Raw genomic sequence first — 16,061 nt, 5'->3', positions numbered from 1 at the left:
GGTCGGCGGAATCCAGGGAGCCATATGTTCGATATTTAGAACACTGTTCGTAAATTCGGCCAGACGCTAGAGGGGCCCCCGAGGGGGTGTCAAGAGGGAGGTCGAAGAACTGAGGCACTGGGCGAAACCATTAGGCGGGGAGCGCCTGTTGACTCCCCTCAGCGCCGAGTCGAGGCCTGGTCTGTACGCGGCGATCCGTCGTGATCACCGTGCCGGATTGGGCAAGCGTGCCCCGATGCGCAAGTACGGGGTCGGTCATCCCACGGTGCAGCAGGCACTGAAGTCCGCGTGGCCGCAGCCGCGGAAGAAGCTCCCGCCCCGCCCGACCCGGCTGGACCCGTTCAAGTGGCTGGTGGATGAGATGCTGCGGGCGGACCTGGAAGCGCCGCGCAAGCAGCAGCACACCGCGAAGCGGGTCTTCGACCGGCTCGGCACGGCGCAGAGTTGATGTTCCAGGTGCTGACGGAACGCGAGGAGAACAAGGCCATCGCCATCGCCTCCCACGAGTCCTTCGGCGGCTGGACAAAGACATTCCGACCCCCGGCTCCGCACCGCGATCGTCGACCGGCTCACCTTCAACGGCACGATCATCGAGACCGGCACCGACCCCTACCGGCTCGCCCACACCCGCGGCAAAGCCGGGCAGGCGGCCGCTACCTGACCGCCGCGGCTTCCCGGGCGGTGGTCAGGCCCGTGGCGACGAGAGTGAGCCAGCGGGCTCGGGCCGCGGGCGGCTGGTCGGTGGGGGCGGTGGAGAACAGCAGATAAATGTCGTCGACGGTGACGTCGGAATGGATGTCGCCGTCGGCCTGACCGGCGCGGATGAGGGCCGTGACGGCTGCCCCGGCACGCTCTTCGTCGGTACGGTCGCCGGGCTGCGCCCCCAGGGTCTGCGCGGCGGCCTTAACGGCACGGTCACTCACGGACGCCTCGATGACGCGGCCCAGGAATGCGGTCAGCTCGTCCAGCGCGCAGGCACCGGCGACCACTCGCGCACGGGTGGCTTCCGCGTCGTCGGCCACCTGCGTGACGTATTCGGCGACGGCGGCGGCGACCAGGTCCGTCTTGGTGGGGAAGTGCCGGTACAGGGTGCCGACCGCCACACCCGCCGCAGCGGCGATCTCGTCCATCCCGGCCTCGGGCCCGCGGGCGGTGATCAGCTCACCGGCCGCAGCAAGGATTTTCTTCCGGTTGCGGACCGCGTCGGCGCGCGGCGCCCTGGCCTGGGGCACGGGGCTCGCCTCCCTCTCGACTTGCAACAACATGAACCATGGTTCATGGTAAATGGTGAACCGAAGTTCATCTTACTCGCAGAGGAACCCGAGATGCCCGTCAAGACCGCCCTCGTCACCGGTGCCTCCTCCGGCATCGGCGAAGCCACCGCCCTCAAGCTCCAGGAACTCGGCTACACCGTCTACGGAGCCGCCCGCCGCACCGACCGGCTGCACAAGCTCGCCGAGCGCGGCATCCGCCCGCTGGCCATGGACGTCACCGACGACGCCTCCATGCAGGCCGGCATCGACCAGATCACCGCCGAGACCGGCCGCATCGACGCGCTCGTCAACATCGCCGGCTACGGCTCCTACGGCGCCCTCGAAGACGTCTCCCTGGACGAGGCCCGCTACCAGTTCGAGGTCAACGTCTTCGGCGCGATCCGCCTGACCCAGCTCGCCCTGCCCCACATGCGCGCCCAGCGCTCCGGCACCGTCGTCAACATCACCTCCATGGGCGGCAAGATCTACACCCCGCTCGGCGGCTGGTACCACGGCACCAAGTTCGCCCTCGAAGCCCTCAGTGACTGCCTGCGCCTGGAGGCCAAGCCCTTCGGCATCGACGTCGTCGTCATCGAACCCGGCGGCATCGCCACCGAATGGGGCGCCATCGCCGCCGACATGCTGGAGAAGTCCTCCGCCGACGGCGCCTACGCCGCCCAGGCCAGTGCCGTCGCCTCGTCCCTGCGCTCCGAGGCCAACGCCAAGCGCAACTCCCCGCCCTCCGTCATCGCCGACACCATCGGCAAGGCCGTCACCGCCCGCCGCCCCAAGACGCCAAAGGCTTCGGCGCCCGCCCGCTCATCGCCCTGCGCCGGATCCTGCCCGACCGCGCCTTCGACGCGGTCATCTCCCGAGCGGTCGGCCTCCCGCGCTGACGACGCCGCACCCAAGACCGACGGCAAACCTCGACCGAGAGCCGGGAGCGGCACTCTCGCCCCGGCTCTCGCGCTTCAATGACGCTCCAGGGTGTTGCTGAAACCCGGTTCTGGCACAGATCTTGGGGAGCGGTCGCGGCGGGTAACCGCAGTGTTCGATCGCGAGGGCCTCTTGAGACCGCCGTGTGTCCTGCCCGCCTCGCCAAGACTTGTCCCGTAAACGATCACGGAGGAGGGCGTCGCAGCCGGTTGGCGACCGCGCTGCAGAGTCAGTCGAGGCCGGTCGCCCATGCCGTTAGCGTGGCGAAGTCGTCGATGGCAAGGCCGCGTCGTGGGTCGGCTTCACGGGTTTGTTCGGCAGACCCCATTCAGTCAGCCGGCGCCGCTCGGCGGCCTCCCAGCGAGGGGTCAGCAGGCGGTGCGTCTGATAGCCCTCGGGCCGCCGGTGCGGCTTCGCGGCATATGGGTTCAACGGTCCGTCCACATCTACCAGCAACACTGGGCGCACCAGCTCATCCCCCTTGGTTCTGCGTGCGTGGCACCGTACCGGCTGGTGACGAGAGGCGAACCAACTTGACGCTGCGCCAGCTCGCGCCGCTGTTCGGAATCTCGAAGTCTGCGGCCGACCGCATCATCAACCGCCTCGGTCCAATGCTCGCGCTGCGGCCAAGCCGACGGTTCCGCGAGGGCACCGTGCTCATCGTGGACGGCACCTTGGTGCCCACGCGTGACCACACGGTGGCCGAGCAGTCGAAGAACTATCCCCTGCGCACTGTCGACGGCCAGATCCGGCTGGCCAGCAAGCTGGTGGACAGCCTGGAGTCGCTCCGCCAGAAACGCCCGGCGGCGACCGCGTCCGGCGTCACCGTCAGGACCACCTCCAAGCCCCTGATCAGCCCCGCGGCCAAGGGCAGGGCGCTCGACATCGAGGCGAACTTCTCCCTGAAGGACGCCGACCGCTTCGGCCTGAAGGTCCGCACCGGCGCCAATGGCGAGTAGACCGTCATCGGCTACGACACCTCGACGCAGGAGCCGTACGTCGACCGCACCCGCTCCGGCGCCGGGGACTTCAACAGCACCTTCCCCGGCGTCCGGACCTCACCCTGAAGGCCAAGAACGGCAAGGTCGAGCTGCGTATCCGCCTCGACTGGTCGTCCGTCGAGGTCTTCGCCGAGAACGGCACCGCCACCCTCACGGACAGCACAGGGCCGACCGGCGAAGCAGTGCGCGGCGTGCCGTTCCGCCACAGCTGCTCGGTTCAACGCTCGCTACGGATGCGTGGCCAGCGGATCGAGGAAGGTCAGAACGGAGGCGTCCTCCTCGATCAGCGGGGTGAGGGCGGCGTTGAACGGGGGGCCGTACGCGGCATTCAGGTGTGTCTTGAAGGCGTCCTCGTCCCGGTAGACCTCGAAGATCCAGCAGGCGCGCGGGTTGGCCGCCTTGGTGTAGACGTCGAAGGTCAGGTTGCCCTCCTCTTCGCGCACCTTCAGGGCGTAGTCCCGGATCAGACGGGCGACCTCGTCCTCCGCTCCCTCTCGGGCGGTGAACTCGGCGAGCAGGGTTTTCGTCATGGTTTCGTCTCCTTCTCGGTGGGTGGAGTCGGGGTGGTGGACGACGTACGTCCGTCAGGAGTCGCCGGCGGTCGCGAGCAGTGCCGGCTGGTCGCGCCAGGGCGGATTGGGGCCGGCGACCGAGCACGTCAGGGCGGCGACCCGGGTGGCGAACCGGCAGGCTTCCGCGACTTCGTCGAGACCGAGACCGGCCAGCCGGCCGCCGAGGCTTCCGCGGGCCGCGAGATGGTGCAGCAGCCCGGCGGTGAAGGAGTCCCCGGCCCCCACCGTGTCGACCACCTGTGTCGGCACCGCGGGCACTCGCAGCCGTTCACCGTCGAGTGAGGCCAAGGCGCCGTCGGCGCCGAGCGTGATCACGACGAGCCGTACCCCTGCGGCGTGCCAGGTGTCGCATGCCTGCTCCGGCGGGGTGCCCGGCAGGAGCAGTTCCAGGTCGTCCTCGCTCAGCCGCAGGATGTCGGCGAGGGCACACCAGTGCGTCAGCCTGGCGCGGTACACGTCGGGGTGCACCAGCAGCGGCCGGACGTTGGGATCGATGCTGACGGTGGCCTGGCGAGAGGCCGCGGCCAAGAACTCCTCCACCACCACCGCACCGGGCTCACGGACCAGGGCCAGCGACCCGGTGTGCACACAGGCCGTTTCGGACAGGTCCACCCCTGCCAGTTCCCCGGAGGCCCACTGCCAGTCGGCCGTGTTCTGCGCGTGGAAGGAGAACGCGGCCTGCCCCTGGGCGTCCAGCTCGGCCACGGCCAGCGTGCTGGGCTCGGCAGCCGCCACGGCATAGGACAGGTCCACGCCCGACGCCTCCAGGTGAGTCCGGAACAAGCGGCCGAACACGTCGCCGGACAGACGCGCAAGAAAGCGGGCCGGCGTGCCCAGCCTGGCCAGGGACACGGCCGTGTTCGCAGGTCCGCCGCCCGGCAGTACCTGCAGGGCGAGTTCGTTCCCGGCACTTGCGGGTTCGGTGAACGCGTCCGCGACGCACTCCCCCAGGACGGTGATCTGATGCGGGTTCATGGGCTGCTCTTCTCTGAGAACGCGCGGGCGAAACGGGCACGGAGCGGGCAGCCGCTGAGCGGCTTCGGGCGGGCGGCGGCCACGGGCGTTGCCGATTTGTGACGGGTGCAAGGCATTGACGTTGCCTGGAGGCGGAGTCCATCATCCTCGCCAAGAAGTGTCAACGATGACATAAGTCAACGATGACACCTCGGGACGGCATGCCTCGATGCCGGCCGCTCGCCCGCAATCCCGCAGGAGTCGTTCATGTCACGCATCTCTCGTCTGCCCTCCTCCTTGCTCAGAGTCGCCGCTTGCACCGGCGTCGCGGCCCTCACTCTGACCGCCTGTGGATCCGGATCCGGATCGGGCACCGCGAGCGGCGGATCGGGCAGCGTCAAGGTCGGTCTGATCACCAAGACCGACACCAACCCGTTCTTCGTGAAGATGAAGGAGGGCGCGGAGAAGGCCGCCAAGGAGAACGGTGTCGAACTGTCCACCGCGGCGGGCAAGTTCGACGGGGACAACGCCGGTCAGGTCACCGCCATCGAGAACATGGTCGCCGCCGGGGTGAAGGGCATCCTGATCACGCCGAGCGACTCCAAGGCGATCGTGCCGGCGATCGAGAAGGCGAAGGCCAAGGGCGTTCTGGTCATCGCCCTGGACACCCCGACCGAGCCGGAGAGCGCGGTCGACGCCCTCTTCGCCACCGACAACGTCAAGGCCGGCGAGCTGATCGGTGAGTACGCCAAGGCCGCCATGAAGGGCAAGTCGGCGAAGATAGCCGCCCTGGATCTCGCGCCGGGTGTCTCCGTCGGCATCCAGCGGCACAGCGGCTTCCTGAAGGGCTTCGGCGCCACCGACAAGGACGTCGTCTGCGCCCAGGACACCGGCGGCGACCAGTCCAAGGGCCAGACCGCGATGGAGAACTGCCTGCAGAAGTCGCCCGACATCAACGTCGTCTACACCATCAACGAGCCGGCCGCGCTCGGCGCGTACACCGCGCTGAAGGCCAAGGGCCGGGAGAAGGACGTGCTGATCGTCTCCGTGGACGGCGGCTGCACCGGCACCCAGGCCGTCAAGGACGGCAAGATCGCCGCGACTTCGCAGCAGTACCCGCTGAAGATGGCCGCCGAGGGCGTGAAGGCCGTCGCGACATACGCCAAGGACGGCAAGAAGGCGTCCGGCTACACCGACACCGGCGTCACCCTCATCACCGACAAGGCGCAGGACGGTGTCACGTCCAAGGACACCGCCTACGGCCTGGAGAACTGCTGGGGCTGAGCCGCCGCCCCCGGCCGCCGCTCTGAACCCCGCAGCTGCCGCTGTTCGACACCCCTCAGCGGGGCGGCCGGTCCCTCCTCCCCGACCGGGAACGGCCGCCCCCTCGTCCTCTTGCCGTCCGAGAAGGACCGGCAAGGACTCTGAGTCTTCCGACAAGGACCTCGCATGACCGCCACGTCCACGCCACCCTCCACGTCCACGCCTTACGCCGAGCTCAAAGCACCGACCACGGTCCGCAGACTGCTCACGCAGCCGACCACCGGTCCGCTGGCCGCCCTCCTGCTGGCCTGTGTCTTCTTCTCCGTCTCGACCGACCAGTTCCTCACCGGCGGGAACTTCTCGCTGATCGTGCAGCAGGTCATGGTCGTCGGCACACTGGCCATCGGCCAGACGCTGATCATCCTCACCGCGGGCATCGACCTGTCCTGCGGAGCCGTGATGGCGTTCGGCAGCATCATGATCGCCAAGATGGCCGCCGAGGGCTCCCTGCCACCGCTCGCCGCCATCGCCCTGGGCATCGCCGTCTGCGGCGGCTTCGGCCTGCTCAACGGGGCGCTGGTGCAGAAGATCCCGCTGCCGCCGTTCATCGTCACCCTCGGCATGCTCAACGTGGCGTTCGCACTGACCCACATCTACTCCGAGGAGCAGACGGTCTCCAACCTGCCGGGCCCGCTGACGGCCCTCGGCCAGACCTTCCCGCTCGGCAGGACCGACATCACCTACGGCTCGCTGGTCACGATCGGCCTGTTCCTCCTCCTCGCCTACGCCCTGAGCAGCACCAGCTGGGGCCGACACGTATACGCCCTGGGCAACAGCCCGGAAGCGGCGCGCCTCAACGGCATCCGCACCTCCCGCCTGACCATCGGCGTCTACACCGTGGCCGGCCTCCTGTACGGCATCGCCGCCCTGCTGCTCATCTCCCGCACCGGAGTCGGCGACCCGCAGGCCGGCCAGACCGACAACCTCGACAGCATCACCGCCGTGGTCCTCGGCGGCACCAGCCTCTTCGGCGGGCGCGGCTCGGTGCTGGGCACCTTCATCGGCGTCCTGATCGTCGGCGTCTTCCGCAACGGCCTGCAGCTGATGGGCGTCGCCTCCATCTACCAGACCCTGATCACCGGAGTCCTGGTGATCCTCGCGGTGACCGTCGACCAGATCTCCCGGAAGAAGGCCCGATGACCAGCTCTCCCACCCCCGTGCTGCAGGCCCGCGGGCTGTTCAAGCGCTACGGCCACGTCACCGCCATCGACGGCGCCGACTTCGACCTGCTGCCCGGCGAGGTCCTCGCCGTCATCGGCGACAACGGCGCCGGCAAGACCAGCCTCATCAAGGCGCTCACCGGCGCGGTGGTCCCCGACGCGGGCGAAATCCGCCTCAACGGGAAGCCCATCACCTTCTCCGGCCCGCAAAGTGCCCGTGCCCACGGCATCGAGACGGTCTACCAGGACCTCGCGGTGGCGGCCTCGATGGACATCGCGTCGAACATGTTCCTCGGCCGCGAACTGCGCCGCCCCGGCGTCCTCGGCAGCGCCTTCCGCATGCTCGACAAGAAGCGCATGCGTCAGGAGGCCGCCGAGCACATGGCCGACCTGAAGATCGGCCTGCGCTCGCTGACCCAGTCGGTCGAGACCCTCTCCGGCGGACAGCGGCAGGCCGTCGCGGTCGCCCGCGCCGTCGCCTGGGCCCGCAGTGTCGTCGTCATGGACGAACCCACCGCCGCCCTGGGCGTCAAGGAGTCCGGACAGGTCCTCGACCTCATCCGCCGCGTCCGCGACAAGGGCATGCCGGTCGTTCTGATCAGCCACAACATGCCGCATGTCTTCGAGATCGCCGACCGGATCCACGTCCACCGCCTCGGCCGGCGTGCTGCCGTGATCAAGCCCTCGGACTACTCCATGGCCGAGGTCGTCGCGATCATGACCGGCGCGCTCAGCGTCGACGAGGCCGGAGGTACTGTCGTAGCGGATTCCGAGGCGGCGAAGGCCGCGGGAGTCCAGGCCAACTGAAGCACTCACAGGTTCCGGCCGAGGCCGCGGTCGGAACCGACGAGACAGGAGACCGTTTCCTCCATGGCAGCGAACCGCCGCCCGACCCTGGCAGACGTCGCCCGAGAAGTGGGCGTCAGCGCCAAGACCGTCTCCCGGGTCCTCAACGAGGACGGATACGCCTCGGAACAGACCAGGAAACAGGTTCTCGCCGCCGTGGCCAAACTCGGCTTCCAGCCGAACCTCATGGCCCGCAACATCCGCGTCGGCGGCCCGGACACCACCATCGGGCTGGTCATCCCCGACCTCGCCAACCCCTTCTTCGGAGCCGTGGCCCGCGCCATAGAGGACACCGTCCGCGAACGCGGACTGACCTTGCTCATGGGCTCCTCCGCGGACGACCCCGACCGCGAACGCGCGCTGACGGACAAGTTCCTCGCCCGCCGCGTCAGCATCCTCATGGTCGTGCCGTCCGTCGGCGCCGAGCACTCCCACCTCAAGGCCCACCGCACCGCGGGACTGCCCGTGGTCTTCATCGACCGCCCCGGCGCGGGCCTGGCCACGGACAGCGTCGTCAGCTCCAACCGGGACGGCTCCCACGAGGGCGTCGCCCACCTGATCGCCCACGGCCACCGCCGCATCGGCTTCATCGGCGACCTGCCCACCAAGCTCTACACCCGCCGCGAACGCCTCGCCGGATACCGCGCCGCCCTGCAGGAAGCCGACATCCCCTACGACCGCTCGCTCGTCGCCAACGCCCACGACCAGCCGGGCGCCGAGGCCGCCACCGCCCAGCTCCTCGAACTGGCCGATCCCCCCACCGCCCTGTTCGCCGGCAACAACATCATGGCGCTCGGCATCGTCGCCGAACTCGCCCGCAGCAAGCGCAAGGACGTCGCCGTCGTCGCCTTCGACGACGTGTCACTCGCCGAGGCACTGGAACCGGCCCTGACGGTCGTCGCCCAGGACCCCGAGGAGATCGGCCGAAGCGCCGCGGCCACCGCCCTGGCCCGCCTCGACGGAGACCGCTCCCGGGCCCGCACCATCACCGTTCCCACCCGGCTGATCGTCCGCGGATCCGGCGAACAAGCCGCGCCCAAGCCGTAGACGGCTTGCAGCCTCGCATTCGGACCAACCTGTTCACGGGCAGCGGCCGATCAGTTTGCCGGACTGCGGGGTCTGTCGCGTCCGGGAGACCGCGGCCTTGCCGTAGGCGTGATGAGTGAGATCACCACGCCGACAACGTGGGGCTCCGCCATGCCAATGCCCTTGCCGACCAGCCCATTTACGAGCCTCATGCGTTGCGGACGCCGATGTCGTCACCCGATCACTGGGGCCGGTGCGCAGGGTCTTGTCCCACGTGGCGCAGGACACGTTCATGACAGGATTGCACTGGCGAAGGTTCAGGGAAGTCATAGGGGCGCCCATGACTGCCTGAAGGGATCACCCGTGACGTCCACTGCGCCTCCCCCCATACCCCGAGCGCCGGGATCGTTTCCGTTCATCGGTCACGCTCTGAAGATGCGCGACAACCTCGGTTTCATCGACTCGCTCCGCGAGACACGGGAACCACTCGTAGAGATCATCCTGCAACCCGGGACGCGCACGATCGTGGTCCAGGACCCGGCCCTGATCCACCAGATGCTCAAGGGCCTGGGCCCCAGCCTCGACAAGGGCCGGCTCTACGACAAGCTGGGCCAGCTGCTGGGCGACAGCGTCGTCACCGCCACCGGCCGCGACCACGTACGCAGACGCCGCCAGCTTCAACCCGCGTTCGCCCACACCGAGATCAGCCGGTACGTCGACCTCATGCGCGGCGAGGTGACGGCCACCGTCGCCGCCTGGGAGCGCGGACGGCCCCTCGACGTACACGAGGCAATGGTCGGGCTCAGTCTCGACATGCTGGCCAAGACGGTGTTCGCCGGCAGCCTCGATGACGCCGTCTTCCGCCGGCTGCGCAGCAACGTGTCGGTGGTGATGAGCGGCGTCGGTCTGCGCATCATGCTGCCCGACTGGGCCGAGCGCCTGCCGCTGCCCTTCAACCGCCGCTTCGACCGGGCCCGGGCCGAGGTCCGCGCCACCATCAGCACCGCGGTCGACGAACTGCACGCCTCCGGGCACGACTCCGGGGACATGCTCTCCATGCTGCTGCGCGCCATCGACGAGGAGACCGGCGAGCCGCTGACCGGGCATCAGATCTGCTCCGAGATCTTCCTCCTGGCCGTGGCGGGCACCGAGACGACCGCGTCCTTGCTGGCCTGGACCCTGTACGAGCTCGCCCGCAACCCCGACATCGAGGCCCGGATCCTGGCCGAGCTGGACGAGGTCCTCGGCGAACGGCCGGTCACCTTCGACGACATGATGCGGCTGCCGTACCTGGACCGGGTGATCACCGAGACCCTGCGGCTGCACCACCCCGGCTGGCTGGTCACCCGCCGTACCACCGAGGAGACCCGGCTCGGCGAGTGGACGCTGCCCGCCGGCACCGAACTGGCCTACTGCCAGCACGCCCTGCACCGCGACCCCGAGCGCTTCCCCGACCCGCACACCTTCGACCCGGACCGGTGGACCGACGCCGCTCAGGAGCCTCCGCCGGGCGCGTTCGTGCCCTTCGGGGACGGCAAGCACAAGTGCATGGGGGACCGTTTCTCCCTCACCGAGATGGTCACGGCGCTCGCGACGATGCTGCGTTCGGTACGGCTGGAACTCGCCGAGGGCCAGGTCATCCGCCAGGTCGCCCGGCTCACCGTACGGCCGCGCAACCTGCGGATGACCGTCCGCCCCCGAGCCGGGGCCGGCCTCTAGCTCTTCCGGCACCACTGTCAGGGACGGTGCCGGCGTTGCCATCTCCCTCGCGCGCGATGCCCATCAGCCTTAGCGCGGCGAAGGAAGGGGATGCCGGCCACTGGTGCGCGTCCAAGACGGCCTTGGCGCTGGTGCACACCGTCCCGGAACCGAAGGACCGGCGGGGGGACGAACTTGCCATCGCGGAGCGGGTTCTTGAGCGGGTGAGTGAGCAATTCGCCGACGGGCGAGCCTCGCCCGCGCCGCTGCCAGGGCTGCTGGGCCGACAAACGGTGATGTCGGCCCAGCCTGACAGGTTTCGCGACTGTCTTCGGCCGGCGCGGCCGAGGGACAACCGCTCCAAGCACGTGCCGTTCAGGTCGCGAGGAACCGGAACTGTTCGACGACCTTGCCGTCGTCCCGCCGGGTGAAGGTAGCCGAACGCCTGCCCACCTCGCTGCCGCGGACGACGACACTCCAGCCGGGCCGTACGTCGACCGACACCTGGAGCATGTGGCTGTCGGGGCTGGTGATCGTGATGAACGGCTCCTCGTCGGCGTACGGGTCCGGCTCCCCCTCGGTCAGTTCCCGACCGAACCAGTACTCCTCGACCATCTGCCCCCCCGCGGTGGCGGTGGACAGCCGCCGTGGACGTGGCATCGGGGCCGAAGCCGACCTGGTGGACAACCGACGCGGTCCATTCCCCCTCCGCGACCGGCGGGGTGTGCTGCTGGATCAGCATGTCGGGGTATTCCTTGATCATCTTCTGCATGTCGGCGATGTGCTTCTCAACGCCGGTGGTCGCCACTCCCATCATCTCCACGTAGACATTCAGACGGTCTTGATCGTGCCGCCGTCGATGACGTAGTTGGCACCGGTGATGTTTCCGGCGACGTCGGACAGGAGGAAGGCGATCAGGGCCGCGACTTCCTCGGGCTCGGCCATCCGGCCGGTCGCGACGTTCTGGCCCTTCACCATCTGCTGGCGGAATTCGGCAAGGGTCATGCCGGAGGCGGCGGCCCACTGGGCGACCTGGCCGTCCGGGTCCGAGTAGACGGAGGTGTTGACCAGGCCGGGGGAAATAGTGTTCAGGCGGACGCCCTGGGGGCCGAACTCCTCGGACAGCGCCTTGCCGATCGCGGTGAGCGCCGCCTTGGCCGCGCTGATGGCGGGCGGGAAGCCTCCGGGCATCAGGGCGAGGATGGACGAGATGTTGACGATCGCTCCCCGGCGCTCGATCAGGCTGGGCAGAGCCGCCCGGGTGGCACGGACGGCGCTGAGCACGTTCATGTCGAAGGCGCCGGTCCACTCGGTGTCGGAGACATCGAGGAAGTTGACGGTTGCCCCGTCCCCGCCGCCCACGTTGTTCACCAGCAGGTCGATGCCGCCCAGTTCGGCGAGAGCCCTGTCGAAGAGGGCGGAGACCCCGTCCGCGGTGCTCAGGTCGGCTGCCACCGCATGTGCGCCGGTTTCCTTCAGCTCGGGCGTGACGGTGCGGGCGGCGCCCACGACACGGACACCCTCGCCGATCAACGTCCGGACGGTGGCCAGTCCGATGCCCCGGCTGGCACCGGTGACGACGGCAGTCTTGTTGGTGAGGTTGAGGTTCATGACACTCCCATTCCTTGAACTGTAGGTATGCGGATGGTGGGTATGTGGGTTGGGGCAGTGCCCCAGGCCGGGCTCAGGCGTCGACGGGGGTCGGCGGCGGCGGGCGTTGCGGTCGGCAAGCCGCGCCGGGTGCTTTGCGCTCGGGCGGCGGCGCTGGCGTGGGTCGGCGATCGAGGGCGGCGTGGCGATGAGGCGTCGGAGGGATGGCCGGTCCCGGCACCGTCCGCCGTGCCCGTCACCGGAACGCGGATCATCGGGACGGCGTCGCGACCAGCCTGCCGACCACTGCGACGGCCACCCGGTCGGTGGGCCGTTCAGTCGCGGATGGTCAGGCCGCCGTCGACTGCCCAGGCCTGCCCGTTGACCCACTCCGCGTCGTCGGACAGCAGGAAGGCGGCGGCCGCGGCCACATCCGCGGGCTTGCCCAGCCGCGAACTGCGCATCGTGGCCAGAATCCTGGCCTGCCACTCGTCGCCGATCTGCTCCTGCGCGATTTCGGTCATGGTCACGCCGACCCCGAGGGTGTTGGCGCGGATCCCCTGCTTGCCCCAGGCGGAGGCGACGTGCCGGGCCGGCGAGTTGATGGCGGCTGTTGAGGATGGCACCGCCCCCCTGGGCCAGCAGGTGGGGGACGACCTCACGGATGGCGATGGCGTAGCCGAACAGGTTCACCTCGAAGGTGCGCCGCCATACGGCCACATCCGTCTCCAGCAGGTTCTTGTCCCGGGCCAGGTGCTGGGCGGAGAGTTCGGCGCCGACGTGAACAGCCCGTCGATCCCGTCGAACTCCGTGGCGGCCGTGTCGATGAGCGCCTTGATCGAGTCCTCGTCGGCCAGGTCGAACTTCACCGCGATCGCCTTGCCACCGGCCTCGTTCAGACGCTTGGCCAACACCTGCCCGGCGTCGAGGTTTCTGCCACCGATGACGACCGAGGCGCCCTCCTGCGAAAGCCGCTCGGCCGTCGCCGCGCCGATCCCGGCGGTAGCCCCGGCGATCACGATCCGCTTGCCCTGCAGTCCTCGCATGTCCTCGTTCCTCTCCTGAGTGTGCTGAGCACCGCCTCCTGTCCGGCACACGGCATGGATGGGTCCGTTGAGCGGAGCGGTGACCGTTTCGACGAGTTCACAATAACCCACAGCTGTCGGTTTTCCAACATGAGTTGGAACTCCAACATCTGTTGTCCATCTGGAGCGGCAAAGGTAAGATCAGGGAGATGACCACGCCAAACAGCAGCAGCGGCGCCCCGCCGGGCGATCGACGCGTGCGGCGCACCCGGACGGCTCTGCAGCGCGCGCTGATCGACCTCGTCGAGGAGCGGGATCTTTCACAGATCAGCGTCGCCGACGTCGTGGAGCGGGCCGAGGTGAACCGCTCGACGTTCTACGCCCACTACCAGGACGTACACGAACTGGCCGAGGCCGCCTGCACCTCGATGATCGACGACCTGATCGGGGTCGTCCTCGCCCTCGACCCCGCCCGCGCGAACCCGTCCGATGCTCCGCAGGACCCCGACCCGGGGCTGACGGCCTTCTTCGCGCACTTCGCCGAGCACGCGGGCCTCTACCGCAGCCTGCTGGGGCCGACGGGCAGTGCCCGCGTCATCGAGCACGTACGGCTGCGCACCGCGGCGGCCGCGCACTCCTCCGGGCAGCTTCCCGCCACGGACGACACCGCGTCGCCGGACACCGCGGACCCGTCTGGCAGCCCGCACGACGTTCCTGCAGCGTTCGTCGCCGGTGCACTCATCGGCGTGGCCACCGACTGGCTGCAGCGCGGATGCCCGCGAACGCCCGTGGAGATGACCATCCTGACCAAACCACTCCTACTCGCCCTGACAGCCGGCACCGGCGCACCACCTACGCCGTAGCCTTCCTTCGCCCGTTCCGTCCCAGGCGCCCGGGGCCGCCCGGCACCGGCAAGACCTCCTGGCCACCGGGCTCGGGATCCGGGCCCGCCAGGCCGGACATCGGGTCGCGTTCGCCACCGCGGCCCGGTGGGTCGCCCGCCTGGTGGAGGTCCACCAGGCCGGCAGCCTCACGGACGAGCGGCCATCTTCATGGGCCTGTCGGAGTCGTCGCGCTCGACTCCCAGCGCTTCGTACCTGTGGGCGGCCGCAGCGGAAAAGCGGTCCAGACAACGGCGAAGGCAGCTCGGCCAGATACATCGGATACTCCCGCTCATCGCCCGGGTCTCCCGCAAGCGCGCGACAACACCGGATGGCAAGCCCAGGCGAATCGATGAACGACCCAGCCGAGTGGCATCGCGAGAAGCATGAAGGTGGTCCTCTAGACGATCAATCCGTCGGTCCGCGGTCCCGGCCGCTGCGGATCAACCGCACGAGTCGCCGCGATCGCTCGGAGCCGATGCGCAGCTCCCTGCGGAGTGTCGCCGCCGAGATCGGACGCTCATGCAGCTCGCGATGCCGGGCGTCCACGCGACAAGCCTGGCTCAGCAAGGGATCGACCTCACCGACGCCACCGAGTGGCAGCCGATTTCCGATCGCAGTTTCGGAAGGGTCGGCAACCGTGTGGACCAGGAGTTCTACCGCGAGCAGCAACGCGACCGGCGGCCAGCCAGCCACCAGCACCGGCCCCCATGCGAGTGCCGACGCGGCGGCGATGTTCGCAGCAAGCGATACGGCGATCCCAAGAAAGAACGCCAGCCAGGCGATGCTGCGCACCCGGCGACGAGTCCGTCTGGACACCTTCAGCACACTGACGGTCGCCAGGAGCAACAGTCCGTCCACGGACAGGGGCCAGAGGGTCGCGCTCGCCCGATCTGCGCCACCCTGCCGGGCAAAGGTGTACTGGTGGACGTAGGAGGCGTAAGCAGCTACACCGGCCACGACCAGCGCTGCCCCGCGCCGGATCCATGCGTCCCCGTCGAGTGCCACGGCGTGCGACCCCTTTCACGGTCAGCACTGCTTGCGGGCCAGTCCGCCTCCGTCCACGCCTCACCCTCCGTATGGAAAGGCCGGAAAACCCAGCTGCCTTGGACATGACTGGATGAAGTCTTTGTTAAACCGCACTGCAACGCAGTTAAGGCGTGCCTGGATCATCGCTCAACCGAGCCAAACAACGACTACGCCCCTACTACACATCGCTTAATCGACAGCCCCCTCCCAGAGCCGTACTTGATCCAGCGACAGCGAAAGACAGGTGGCGTTCTCTTGGTGGCTGCCGGGTTGTCTTGAGACATCACTTCTCTGTCCGAGAAAGGAGGCGGCAGCGAAGATGGCGACCGGCCGGTTCCCCTTGGCGAAGTGCGTGTGCGGCTGCCGCACCGCGACTGCCCGCGTCGCACATGGGGCGCCCTCTGGACTGCCGAACTGCCCGCCCGGACCCGCCTCTGCTCCAGGCTCACCTCCCGCTGCCCCCGGCTGCCCATGTGACATGCCCGCCGGGGGTCTGGCAGGCTTCTTTGAGACATCGGCCAGCGCCGATGCCGGTCAGCCGAGGGTTCTGCCCGGCGGCGGTAGGCGGCTCAGCAGCGTGGGCTCGCCGCGCTCCCGAGGTCTGGACACACCGGCCCTCCGTAGCACCCCAGTCCCGTTCCACATTGCCGCACTCGCGTGGGGCCACCCCCGGACTTAGAACTCCTAACGAAATGATCTTCAAGGTGGTTGGATCACTCCGGACCGATGATCCGGAGGTGTGGGGTGGCTCGGCGGAAGCCGTGGGA

The 16,061-nt window shown here is 68.9% G+C and carries 16 protein-coding genes and 4 pseudogenes; 11 read left to right on the top strand and 9 right to left on the bottom strand.

The annotated features are described in order from the left end of the window. Window positions 1–235: 235 nt before the first annotated feature. On the top strand, window positions 236–448 hold the full coding sequence (locus ACFWYS_RS27370; protein ID WP_384774217.1) for a hypothetical protein: 213 nt from the start codon (window positions 236–238) through the stop codon (window positions 446–448). After that, window positions 430–661: pseudogene (locus tag ACFWYS_RS27365) on the top strand (ATP-binding protein); the annotation flags it as partial. The gene ACFWYS_RS27370 and the pseudogene ACFWYS_RS27365, both read left to right, overlap by 19 nt. Here the strand turns inward: ACFWYS_RS27365 and ACFWYS_RS27360 are convergent. Further along, window positions 654–1,232: a TetR/AcrR family transcriptional regulator gene (locus ACFWYS_RS27360; protein ID WP_384774215.1), complete on the bottom strand. Its 579-nt coding sequence runs from the start codon at window positions 1,230–1,232 to the stop codon at window positions 654–656. The pseudogene ACFWYS_RS27365 and the gene ACFWYS_RS27360 overlap by 8 nt on opposite strands. 93 nt (window positions 1,233–1,325) lie before the next feature. On the opposite strand from ACFWYS_RS27360, the gene ACFWYS_RS27355 reads away from it, so the two are divergent. The 3 genes and pseudogenes from ACFWYS_RS27355 to ACFWYS_RS27345 all read left to right on the top strand — a co-directional run. Then, a complete protein-coding gene (locus tag ACFWYS_RS27355) occupies window positions 1,326–2,231 on the top strand; it encodes an oxidoreductase (protein ID WP_384774212.1) in 906 nt (301 codons plus the stop codon). A gap of 482 nt (window positions 2,232–2,713) precedes the next feature. Next, window positions 2,714–2,918: pseudogene (locus tag ACFWYS_RS27350) on the top strand (transposase family protein); the annotation flags it as partial. Window positions 2,919–3,252: 334 nt separating this feature from the next. Beyond that, window positions 3,253–3,324 (top strand): annotated as a pseudogene (locus ACFWYS_RS27345) (GH32 C-terminal domain-containing protein); the annotation flags it as partial. Between the two features lie 93 nt (window positions 3,325–3,417). Here ACFWYS_RS27345 and ACFWYS_RS27340 read toward each other — a convergent pair. Continuing rightward, a complete protein-coding gene (locus tag ACFWYS_RS27340) occupies window positions 3,418–3,720 on the bottom strand; it encodes a putative quinol monooxygenase (protein WP_384774209.1) in 303 nt (100 codons plus the stop codon). 54 nt (window positions 3,721–3,774) lie between these two features. Beyond that, complete coding sequence (locus tag ACFWYS_RS27335; RefSeq protein WP_384774206.1) at window positions 3,775–4,737, bottom strand: carbohydrate kinase; 963 nt, start codon at window positions 4,735–4,737, stop codon at window positions 3,775–3,777. Between the two features lie 246 nt (window positions 4,738–4,983). Here ACFWYS_RS27335 and ACFWYS_RS27330 point away from each other — a divergent pair, with 246 nt between their 5' ends. The 5 genes from ACFWYS_RS27330 (at window position 4,984) to ACFWYS_RS27310 (ending at window position 10,790) form a co-directional block, all read left to right on the top strand. Then, complete coding sequence (locus ACFWYS_RS27330) at window positions 4,984–6,000, top strand: sugar ABC transporter substrate-binding protein (protein WP_384774203.1); 1,017 nt, start codon at window positions 4,984–4,986, stop codon at window positions 5,998–6,000. A gap of 165 nt (window positions 6,001–6,165) precedes the next feature. Continuing rightward, on the top strand, window positions 6,166–7,179 hold the full coding sequence (locus tag ACFWYS_RS27325) for an ABC transporter permease (RefSeq protein ID WP_384774200.1): 1,014 nt from the start codon (window positions 6,166–6,168) through the stop codon (window positions 7,177–7,179). Continuing rightward, complete coding sequence (locus ACFWYS_RS27320; RefSeq protein ID WP_384774197.1) at window positions 7,176–8,006, top strand: ATP-binding cassette domain-containing protein; 831 nt, start codon at window positions 7,176–7,178, stop codon at window positions 8,004–8,006. Before ACFWYS_RS27325 ends, ACFWYS_RS27320 begins: the two co-directional genes overlap by 4 nt. A gap of 63 nt (window positions 8,007–8,069) precedes the next feature. Beyond that, window positions 8,070–9,092, top strand: coding sequence for a LacI family DNA-binding transcriptional regulator (locus tag ACFWYS_RS27315; RefSeq protein ID WP_384774194.1), 1,023 nt, complete (start codon window positions 8,070–8,072; stop codon window positions 9,090–9,092). A 342-nt stretch (window positions 9,093–9,434) separates the two neighbouring features. Beyond that, window positions 9,435–10,790: a cytochrome P450 gene (locus tag ACFWYS_RS27310; RefSeq protein WP_384774192.1), complete on the top strand. Its 1,356-nt coding sequence runs from the start codon at window positions 9,435–9,437 to the stop codon at window positions 10,788–10,790. Between the two features lie 354 nt (window positions 10,791–11,144). On the opposite strand, the gene ACFWYS_RS27305 is transcribed toward ACFWYS_RS27310, so the two are convergent. The 4 genes from ACFWYS_RS27305 to ACFWYS_RS27290 form a co-directional block, all read right to left on the bottom strand. Beyond that, window positions 11,145–11,429 (bottom strand): hypothetical protein, encoded by a 285-nt coding sequence (locus ACFWYS_RS27305; protein ID WP_384774189.1) that lies wholly within the window; start codon window positions 11,427–11,429, stop codon window positions 11,145–11,147. A gap of 171 nt (window positions 11,430–11,600) precedes the next feature. Next, complete coding sequence (locus tag ACFWYS_RS27300) at window positions 11,601–12,380, bottom strand: oxidoreductase (RefSeq protein ID WP_384774186.1); 780 nt, start codon at window positions 12,378–12,380, stop codon at window positions 11,601–11,603. A 314-nt stretch (window positions 12,381–12,694) separates the two neighbouring features. Next, complete coding sequence (locus tag ACFWYS_RS27295) at window positions 12,695–12,985, bottom strand: SDR family oxidoreductase (RefSeq protein WP_384774183.1); 291 nt, start codon at window positions 12,983–12,985, stop codon at window positions 12,695–12,697. A 63-nt stretch (window positions 12,986–13,048) separates the two neighbouring features. Then, a complete protein-coding gene (locus ACFWYS_RS27290) occupies window positions 13,049–13,405 on the bottom strand; it encodes an SDR family NAD(P)-dependent oxidoreductase (protein WP_384774180.1) in 357 nt (118 codons plus the stop codon). A gap of 188 nt (window positions 13,406–13,593) precedes the next feature. Between ACFWYS_RS27290 and ACFWYS_RS27285 the strand changes: the two genes are divergently transcribed. Beyond that, window positions 13,594–14,247: a TetR/AcrR family transcriptional regulator gene (locus tag ACFWYS_RS27285; RefSeq protein ID WP_384774177.1), complete on the top strand. Its 654-nt coding sequence runs from the start codon at window positions 13,594–13,596 to the stop codon at window positions 14,245–14,247. 176 nt (window positions 14,248–14,423) lie between these two features. Here the strand turns inward: ACFWYS_RS27285 and ACFWYS_RS27280 are convergent. Then, window positions 14,424–14,586 (bottom strand): annotated as a pseudogene (locus tag ACFWYS_RS27280) (nitroreductase); the annotation flags it as partial. Between the two features lie 87 nt (window positions 14,587–14,673). After that, window positions 14,674–15,273, bottom strand: a complete 600-nt coding sequence (locus tag ACFWYS_RS27275; RefSeq protein WP_384774175.1) for a DUF2637 domain-containing protein — start codon at window positions 15,271–15,273, stop codon at window positions 14,674–14,676. Window positions 15,274–16,061: the final 788 nt, after the last annotated feature.

The sequence above is a fragment of the Streptomyces sp. NPDC059010 genome (genome assembly GCF_042740355.1).
In the GTDB taxonomy this organism is placed as follows: Bacteria; Actinomycetota; Actinomycetes; order Streptomycetales; family Streptomycetaceae; genus Streptomyces.
The sequence above is the reverse complement of the archived record's forward strand: the minus strand, read 5'-3'. Positions and strand labels throughout refer to the sequence as shown.